A 1,591-nucleotide genomic window follows, 5' to 3' on the forward strand; every position below is an offset into this window, starting at 1 on the left:
CCCCCCCCCCCCCCCCCCCCCCCCCCCCCCTTGTTTTTTTTAATTGATCGGGCGACCCCCTTGATCTACACATGCATTATCGTCGCCAGCGTCTGATTTTATAAAGCCACCCCGGGTCGACCGGCAGCGCGATCTCCAACGGCAGCCCTTCCAACACGCCCTTCCAGTAAGCGAGTTGACGTGTCACCTCGCTGTCCGAGTCGTCCTCGGAGCCCAGCACCTGGCGCTGCCACAGGCTGTAGTCCGCGTACTGGACGGGCAGCGGCTGCCAGCGCGGCGCGCTGCGGGTGGTGACGCGGGCGGTGTACGCGGTGGCCACGTCGCGGGCCAGCGGGCGCATCGACCAGCCGTCGCCGGCGATGTGATGCAGGAGGAGCAGGAGTACGTGTTCCTCGGCACCCAGCGCGAACAGGGTGGCCCGCAGCGGGGGTTCGGCCGCCAGGTCGAAGGCGTACCGTGCGGCTGCGGCGAGTCCGGCGGCGAGCTCCGTCTCGTCCACGGGTCGTACGTCGAGGTGAACGAGGTCTTCCCGCGGCGCGAGGACGACCTGGGTGAACCCTTCGTCGTCCTGGGCGAAGACGGTGCGCAGGCTCTCGTGCCGGGCGACGACGTCGCCGAGCGCCAGCCGCAACGCGTCGCGGTCCAGGAGCCCGGTCAGCCGCAGGGCGCCGGGGGCGTTGTACGCGGTGCTGCCGTCGTCGAGCAGATCGAGGAAGCGCAGCCGTTGTTGGGCGTACGAGACGGGTATGCGCTCGGGCCGCGGCCCCGCAACGAGCTGCGGACGCCGACTCCCCCCGAACGCCTTCCCCTCCAACGCGGCCGACACCGCAACCACCGTCGGCGTCTCGAAGACCTGCCGCAACGGCACTTCCGCCCCGAGCACGACGCGGAGCCGCGACACCAGACGGGTGGCGAGCAGGGAATGCCCACCCAACCGGAAGAAGTCGTCATCGATGGAAACAGACTCCACCCCGAGTACCTCGGCGAAGATCCCACAGAGCACTTCTTCGAGCGGGGAACGCGGGCCACGGCCCAGCTCGCCCTCGCCGCCGTATTCGGGGGCCGGGAGGGCGCGGCGGTTGACCTTGCCGTTGACCGTCAGCGGGAACTCTTCGACTACGACGAAGGCCGAGGGAACCATGTAGTCCGGCAGCCGCTCCGCCACCCAACCACGCATCCCGTCCACCGAGATGTCACAGCCGGGTTCCGGGGAGACGTAGGCAACCAACCTGCGGTCCCCGGGGTGGTCCTCACGCGCCAACACCACAGCACGGGTCACACCAGGGTGACCAGTGAGAGCCGCCTCCACCTCACCGAGTTCGATACGGAAACCACGAATCTTGACCTGATCATCCACTCGGCCGACGAACACCAACTGGCCATCCGCGTTCCAACGACCCACATCACCCGTGCGATACATCCGCCCACCCGCCGGACCAAACGGATCAGCAACGAAGCGCTCAGCCGTCAGATCAAACCGACCCAGATAACCACGAGCCAACACCACACCAGCCACATACATTTCACCCACCACACCCGGCGGAACCGGCCGCAAGTACTCATCGAGTACGTACATCCGGGTGTTCCAGAA

General features: G+C 67.4%; 1 protein-coding gene. It reads right to left on the reverse strand.

The window, feature by feature from the left end:
- Positions 1–76 precede the first annotated feature (76 nt).
- A partial coding sequence (locus AAHZ94_RS33800; protein ID WP_349997515.1) for a condensation domain-containing protein occupies positions 77–1,591 on the reverse strand: 1,515 nt, incomplete at its 5' end.

The sequence above is a fragment of the Streptomyces sp. HSW2009 genome, from assembly GCF_040240285.1.
Lineage (GTDB): Bacteria > Actinomycetota > Actinomycetes > Streptomycetales > Streptomycetaceae > Streptomyces.